The following is a 7510-nucleotide window of genomic DNA, read 5'->3' as shown; positions in this document are numbered from 1 at the left end:
ATGACGCCTTCGCGAACTTCCTCTTCCAGGCGTAGAGGGAATACGGGCTGACCCCGAGCCGCTCCGACACCTCCCTGACCGGGTAGCCCCGCTCGGTGATCTGTGCGACCGCGTCCCGCTTGAACTCTTCGCTGAACTTATTGCTGCTCATCATGGCCTCCTTGCCTCAAAATTAGCGAAGAAGGCGTCCACAAGACACGGGGCTATTCACAGGCAAGCACGGACCCAGCCCCACCATCCTTACAACCCTCGCCCGAACAGCATCGGGGCGAGCCAACGGAGCTGTGCCTGTTTCATGGCAAGAACTGAGAAATACACGCATCTCGATCCGGCACCGAGCAGGGCCAAGCGGCCGATCCCTCGCAAGTCGCAGGGCCACTGGGTCGGGCAGCTCGTGTTCGACCTGAGGGGCAGGCCGCAGTGCCTCGGGTTCGAGAGCTTGCTCGAATACCAGACGGCGCTGTGCCTGATCTATCGCCCCGGCGTCGCGGACCTCGAGGAGCAGATCGCGCCGGTTTCCTACAAGCGGCAGGATGGCAAGGTCACCACGCATCACCTCGATTTTCGGGTGACGCTCGTGCAGGGCCGGCGGATCGGGATCGCCGTCAAACCCGAGGCGATCGCGATGACCCGCGATTTCCAGTCGGACATCCGTGCCATCCGTTCTGCGGCCGTTCCCCATGTGGTCCACGACCTTTGCGTGGTGACCGAGCGCAACATCCATCCGGTCACCCTGCACAATGCCAAGCTCTTCCATGCGGCGCGTCGTCCGCAGGCCGAGATCGATACCATCATCCTCGAGGCCGCCAACTCGTCTCACGAACCGTCGACTATCCGGGAGTTCCTTGGTCGGACCGGGTTGAAGGGGGCCGGCTTTCATGGCGTGGCCCGCGGCATCCGCAGCGGCGCGATCGTGCATGTGGATGGGGGGCGCATCACCGGCGACAGCCTGATCCGCGGCGGGGAGGTGGCGTGATGGCGGCCGTGGTCGAGAAACAAGCCCGCGTCTTTCTGGAAAAGGGCTGCGAGTTCACCCTGAAGCACCGGGGCGGCACGGTCGTCGAGCTCCGTCCAGAGGGCTATCTGATCCGGTGGGACGAGCACGTCGATAAGGACGGCGTGTGTCATGAGAGCGCGATGGGTGTGATGTCCTACAAGGACGTCGCCGTCGAGAATGACTACGGGACGCTGCGCATCGTGAGGCGGCCGCAGGCAAGCACGCCGCGCCCCGGTGGCGTTTCCCGTGTGCAGCGGACCAAGCGGGAGATTGCGCGCATGCAGCTCAAGCGCGCCTACGTGCAAGTCGCGAATGCCCTGATCAAGAAGGGGGAGTTGCGCAACATCCGCGGTGATTTCGAGAAACTCGAGGACCGTATCGCAGCAGAGGGAGAGGTGCGGCATCGCCGCATGCTACGGGCCGCCGAAGGGAGGAAGCAGCGCTCGATGGCACTCAAGACGGTCCCCGGTGGAAAGACACGCGAAGTCTTCGAATACCCCGCCCCAAACGGACGCACCTTCTTCAAGTGGTACCGAACCTGGCAGAAGCAGGGCGACGAGTGGCTGTTCGACCAGTATCGCATGTGTGGTGGGGCTTCCCGATACTCCGACGAATTGCGCGCCTTTGTCGGCGAACAGATACAAAGCTTGCTCGATATGGAAAGAACACACTTCGGCGCAATCGCAGTAGGTGTGCAGGCGGAGGTTCAGAAAGAGAACGCCCGCCGCGAGCAGCTGCCGGTGCCGCAGGGCAAGCTGGAGATGCCTGGCTACGGTCACATCCGCAACCGGATCCTGGACATCGCCCCATTCGACCACGCCATCCGGTCCCGCGGCTTCGATGTGGCCTACCGTGACCTGCATGCCGTGGGCATAGGCGTGAAGACAAGCCGGGCGCTCGAGCGCGTGGAAATCGACGAATATACCGTCGACCTGATGGTGTTGATGAAGGACACACCGTTCTTCGACGACCTGAGCAAGAGCGAAAAGCTCTTCATCGGGCTGGATGGCAAACCTCAGCGTGTCACGCTGTCCGCAGCCATCGACGTGCATACCCGGTGCCTGCTGGCACTCCAGATCGTTCCGGAGAAGCACAAGAATACCCTGCGCAGCACGGTCGAACTGATCTACCTCGACAAGACATCCATTTCGGATGCGGCAGGCTGCGTATGCCGCTGGGAGCAGTTCGGTGCGCCGGAAGAGATCGTGCTCGACAGGGGCGCGAAGTATGTCTCCGACGAGGCCTACGAGATCCTGGCGGCCCTTGGTATCACCAATCTCGGGGCACCCGCGGGAAAGCCTTGGTTGAAGCCCTACATTGAGCGCGTCTTCCGGACGCTACATTCTGATCTGCTGGCACGCCTGCCGGGGCGGACCTTCAGCAACGTCGTGGCCAAGGGGGAGAACGATCCGGAGCGGCGCGCCAGCCTGAAGCTTGAGGACTTCCTCTTCTGGCTCGTGCGGTGGGTCGTGGATGCGTACCATACGAAGCGCCATACCGCCTTGGGAATGACGCCGGCCGAGGCATGGAACCTGGCGGTCATGCAAAGCGCCCCGCGCGCGATCACCAGCAGTGAAATGCGGCTGGCATTCGGCACCCGGGTGCCCCGCAAACTCACTCGGTCCGGCATCCGTGCGATGTACATCGACTACCAGTCCGAAGCGCTGATGACGTTGTGTTTAGGCCAGCGCGTGCAGGACATCGAAATCGCCTGGTGGCCCGGTGACGTCGGTGCGATCGAGGTCCGTGTCGGCAACGGCGAATGGTTGACCGTGCCAGCCGCCGACGAGGAGTGGATCGGCAAGACCGACGTCGACCTGGTCGCGTGGCTGTCGGTTCAGAAAGATGTCGACACTGCAGCCTGTGAGACGCGTCTGCGGACGATCGCTCTGATCAACGAAATGTCTGGTCAAATGAAGATTCTTCGCAAGCTGGTCGCGCAGCAAACGACGCCGGAAGAGCTCCTGCGGACCGAGGCAAAGTTCGCACGGCATGTTGTCACTGCAGAACGGCAGCATGCCTACGGCGACTACGAGGACATCCTCGCGGGAACGATCGAAGCGGGCGATCTCTCCGAAGCAGAGTTCGGGCCGGACGAGCTTGCCCCTCCGGCCGCCGACATCCCCCCTGACCAGCTGATGGAGTGAACCATGGTCGACCTGAACACCCTGACCGCCTCGAGCTCCATTCCCGAGAAGGTGGACTGGCTCGCGGAACGCTATTGGAAGTTTTCGCGCGACGCGCGGTTGCTCGAGAGCCTCAAGGGCCTCTTCGTCCTCGATGAGGATGGCGAACTCACCAAGGAACCGGTCCGCGACCCGCTGACCCGGGAGACCGCCGGGCTCATGGTCCTCGCACCGTCCGGCAGCGGCAAGACGGCGCTGCTCATGCGCACGATCCGGGCGACCCAAGTGCTGTCGGAGGCTGTGGACGGGAGGCCCGGCAACACCATGTTCGTGACGGTGCCTGCGGAGGCGACGATCAAGAGCCTTGCCCAGCTGATCGCCCAGCAGGCGGGCTATGTAGGGATGGCGAGCAAGATCCGGACCCACGAAGCGTGGGCGATCGCGCGGCATAAATTGCGCAGTGCAGGCATCAGGCTCCTGATCATCGACGAGGCGCACCATCTCGTCCGCCCTGGACCCGGTCGCGACGTGCCCGGCGCCGTACAGTCGCTCAAACACCTGTTGCAGGGGGACGCAGCCGTTGCCGTGATCCTCGTCGGCGTTCCCACGCTCCGGGAGGCCGTCATGAGCGACGAGGAAACGGATCGCCGTTTCGAGAAGCTCTTCCTGAAGCCGATCAACGCGGGATCGCCGGAGGCCGAGCACTTCGCCAAGTGCTGCGGCTGGATGGCGAGTTCGCTGGGGCTCACGCTGGTGGCTCGGGACCGGCTGCCCGAGCGCATCCTGTTCGCCGAGCAGGGGCAGCTGGGTCGTGCGGTCGACCTGTTCAAGGAAACCATGACCCGTGCGCTGCGGGCCCGACGCGAATTTCCGAGCCTCGTGGATGCGGAGCATCGCTTCGAGGGGCTGTACGGCCCGCGCGAGATGAGCCCCTTCGCGCCCGGCAACTGGGATGCCGTGAGGTCGGAACTGGAAAAGTCGGGATGGGGCAGGTGACGATGTTGTGGCCCTTCATGCCGCTCGGCGTAGGCGAAACCCTCCTCTCCTACGTCGCCCGGCTCAGCCTGTTCCACACGGGCATGGGGCCGCGCCGGCTCCTCGATGATCTCGGGATGTCGGCAGAACGGTTCGCGGCCGGGCATGCCGATGAGGTCGCGCGGCTGGCCGAGGCCACCGGGAACGACTTGGGTTTGCTCGAATGCGCGGCGGTGCGGATCGCGCCGCGGCATATCGAGTTCCGGGGCGAACGGCTGTCAAAGGATTTCCTCGTCACCCGGGCCGCACGCTACTGCCCGAACTGCCTCGCGACCAGGGATCGCGCTGACTGGGAGCACAGTCTCGTCTGGGGATTTCGCCACGTGCATCGCTGCCCGGACCACGGTGTGAGGCTGGCCGCGACCGACAATCATCTGGCTATCGACCTTCGGCAGGTGGTCGACGCGAATGACGTTCACCCCGAAGAGCCGGTGGCTGACGAGCAGCCTGAGTATCTCGACTGGTTGGAGGAACGGCTACGGGGAGAGGCCAGGGGAGACGACTGGTTGAGCGGCCAGACGATCGAGCAGGTGCTCGCGGCGTCCGAGATGATCGGCGCGGTCCTGCAGCACGGACACAAGGTCAGCCTCAAGAAGCTGCCCGCAACGAAGAAAGAGGTCGCCACCGACATCGGCTTCACCATCTACCGCGAAGGGCCCGAAGCCGTCACGGAAGCGTTGACGACGATCCGCAGCACGAGCTCCGCATCGGCTGTTCAGGCCGGACCGCTCGCCATGTATGGCACTCTCTACGACTGGCTCGACCGGCGCTGCAACGCCATCGACCCGGGTCCGATCCGCGATCTGCTGCGGGAGCACATCGTCGAGCATGACGCCGTCGGGGCGGGGGAGACCGTGCTCGGGGTCGAGATCACCCACCGCCGCTACCATTCGGTCGAAAGCCTTGCCGAGGCCACCGGGATCTCGCGCAGCAGGCTCGGGCGGCTGCTGCAGAAGATGGGCAGGGTGCCGGCAGGCGCCACCGAGGCGGAGTGCGGGCGCATGCGGTTCGATGCCGACGAGATCACGGGGTTCATCGCGGACTCGGAGACGGCCATCCCGCTCTCGGGAGTCCCGGAGTACATCGGCGCCAGCAAGCGGCAGGTCGAGATGCTCTATGCCGCGGAGATCGTGTTGCCGCTCGTGCCGCGAACGGGGAGGGGAGCAGTACGCAATGTCGTCTTCGCGCGCCGGCATCTCGACGAGTTGCTGTCCGCCATCAGTAATTTGCCGGAGGCGGGACCGGCCGACGGATCCCTCACTTCGATCAGTTACGCTTGCCAGAGAGGGCTCGGGACGACGCCGGATGTCGTTCGACGGATCCTCAGCGGGGAACTTCCCGCCTTCCGCAAGTCCGGGTCGCCACGTCTCGATCGCGTCCTGATGTCGCCGATCAGGGCATCCGCCTGACGCTCGAGTTCGACGAACGACGCCGTAGGGTCCGCGCAAGCGGGCCTTTTTTCGTGCCGCTGGCAGGTTTTGCCGGATCTTCACTTCGAATTCCGCTGGATCTCGACTACAAGATCGCCGGATCTCGAGCGCGAGCAAAACGAGGGCGGAAATATCCCGTTGATTGCAAAGGGAAATTCTGACGCCTTCGCGCTAACTTGAGTCGGATCTACATGACTGTAAATCAGACTCAAGTTGAGGCGGTTTCGCGGTCGAGATCCGGCGAAGAGGTCGTTAGACGCAATGTCGAGTGTCCGACCGGATCGGATGCCATGGACTTCTAGCAAGGGCGGCCTGACGGCCGCCCGTTTCGTTTCAAGGATCAGCCATGACCATCACCCACCTCGTCACCCATTCGGGCGGCTTTCACGCCGACGAACTCCTGTCCTCGGTCATCCTGACCCGTCTGTTCGCTGATGCCGAACTGGTGCGCAGCCGTGACAAGGCCTGGATCACCCCCGGCGAGGGGCGGATCATCTACGACGTGGGCGGTCAGTACGACGCCGAGGCGCGGATCTTCGATCACCACCAGAAGCCCAACCCGCTGCGCGAGGACGGCCAGCCCTACAGCTCCTTCGGTCTGATCTGGGCACAATACGGGCGCGACTTCCTGCGCGCGCTCGACGTGCCTGAACAAGACGTCGAGAAGATCCACGCCTCGTTTGATCGGGGCTTCGTGCTGCCCGTCGATTTGCTCGACAACGGCGCGGTGGATGCCTCCTCGGCGGGGCCGCTGTTTTCGGGGCTGACGCTGCCAGCGCTGCTCGAAAGCCTGAAACCCGCCTTTGACGACCGCGAAGAGGGCGCCGACGACCGCGCCTTCGCCGCGGCTGTCCCGGTCGCGCGCGCCTTCGTCGAAGCCCGCATCCGCCGCTCGGCCGCGAAATACCGTGCTGAGGCGATGGTCCTGGCAGCGATCGAAGCGGCAGGGGAGGGGCGCATCCTCGAGCTGCCCATGGGCATGCCGTTCCGCGCCGGGGTCGAAGCGGCGGGCGCCGATCACTTGCTTTTCGTGGTCCACCCGCGCGGCAGCGACTGGGCCCTGACCACGATCCGCACCGGCGACGACACCTTCGCGACCCGCGCCGACCTGCCTGCCGCTTGGGCGGGGCTGACCGATGAGGCGCTGGAAGCGGCGTCAGGCGTGCCGGGCGCGAAGTTCTGCCACAATGGCCGTTTCATCGCCGTGGCCTCCAGCCGCGATGCGATCGTGGCGATGGCGGAATTGGCGATGGCGGAATTGGCGGTGGCGGAGGTTTCGAAAGCCAACGCGGCGCCATAGTGGCGCGGACGGAGCTGCAACTGGGGTTTGGCCAAGAAGGTCGGTAAGCGGCCGCTCGCTGCGCGCAACACGAACGGCCGCTTCGGCGCCAGATCAGGCTTGTTTCGGTCTACCTCAAACGTCTCTGTGTGCTTGTTTCACCGGGGCGGCTCTCTATTCTGCGCGCAGGTGCAACAGATAAGAGACTGGCATGCGGATCTTCTTTACGGGCGGCTCCGGCAAGGCCGGGCGTCACGTCATCCCCTACCTGCTCGAGCGCGGGCATCGGGTGGTCAACGCCGACCGCGTGCCGCTCGACTTGCCTGATGTCGATAATTTGCGCGTCTAGCTGACCGATAGCGGGCAGGTGTTCAACGCTCTGAGCGCTGGTCGGGCTCGACGAACTCGAACTCGCAACGGTGCCGCGCTACGATGCTATCGTGCATTTCGCTGCCCTGCCGCGCATCCTGATCGAGCCGGACTGCGAGACCTACCGTCGGCGCTGCCCAAGCTCGACGCGCTGTTGAAGCAGGCCTATCTCTTCGCGCCGATTGTGGTGCTGATCTGGGCGCTCTTTCTCGGCTACTCGGTGATCCGCTGCGGCACGCTGGCGATGATCACCGCCGCCGTGGTGTCCTGGCTC

The 7510-nt window shown here is 64.4% G+C and carries 7 protein-coding genes; 6 read left to right on the top strand and 1 reads right to left on the bottom strand.

The window, feature by feature from the left end:
* On the bottom strand, positions 1-154 hold a 154-nt coding region (locus ACJASC_RS17385), incomplete at its 3' end, for a transposase (protein WP_415147114.1).
* A gap of 141 nt (positions 155-295) precedes the next feature.
* Between ACJASC_RS17385 and ACJASC_RS17380 the strand changes: the two genes are divergently transcribed.
* The 6 genes from ACJASC_RS17380 to ACJASC_RS17355 all read left to right on the top strand — a co-directional run bounded on the left by ACJASC_RS17380 (position 296) and on the right by ACJASC_RS17355 (position 7216).
* Positions 296-976, top strand: coding sequence for a PDDEXK family nuclease (locus tag ACJASC_RS17380; RefSeq protein ID WP_415147112.1), 681 nt, complete (start codon positions 296-298; stop codon positions 974-976).
* On the top strand, positions 976-3144 hold the full coding sequence (locus ACJASC_RS17375; RefSeq protein WP_415147111.1) for a hypothetical protein: 2169 nt from the start codon (positions 976-978) through the stop codon (positions 3142-3144). The genes ACJASC_RS17380 and ACJASC_RS17375 overlap by 1 nt, the downstream gene beginning before the upstream one ends.
* 3 nt (positions 3145-3147) lie before the next feature.
* The gene (locus ACJASC_RS17370) at positions 3148-4119 is read left to right on the top strand and encodes a TniB family NTP-binding protein (protein WP_415147110.1); all 972 of its coding nucleotides are present in this window, start codon (positions 3148-3150) and stop codon (positions 4117-4119) included.
* Between the two features lie 2 nt (positions 4120-4121).
* Positions 4122-5567, top strand: a complete 1446-nt coding sequence (locus ACJASC_RS17365) for a TniQ family protein (RefSeq protein ID WP_415147113.1) — start codon at positions 4122-4124, stop codon at positions 5565-5567.
* Between the two features lie 367 nt (positions 5568-5934).
* The gene (locus ACJASC_RS17360; protein WP_415147109.1) at positions 5935-6888 is read left to right on the top strand and encodes an MYG1 family protein; all 954 of its coding nucleotides are present in this window, start codon (positions 5935-5937) and stop codon (positions 6886-6888) included.
* Positions 6889-7078: 190 nt separating this feature from the next.
* Positions 7079-7216, top strand: coding sequence for an NAD-dependent epimerase/dehydratase family protein (locus ACJASC_RS17355; RefSeq protein WP_415147108.1), 138 nt, complete (start codon positions 7079-7081; stop codon positions 7214-7216).
* Positions 7217-7510: the final 294 nt, after the last annotated feature.

The sequence above is a fragment of the Limimaricola cinnabarinus genome, assembly GCF_047631075.1.
GTDB lineage: Bacteria > Pseudomonadota > Alphaproteobacteria > Rhodobacterales > Rhodobacteraceae > Limimaricola > Limimaricola cinnabarinus.
Note: the sequence above shows the minus strand (reverse complement) of the source record. Positions and strands in the feature narration are given on the sequence as shown.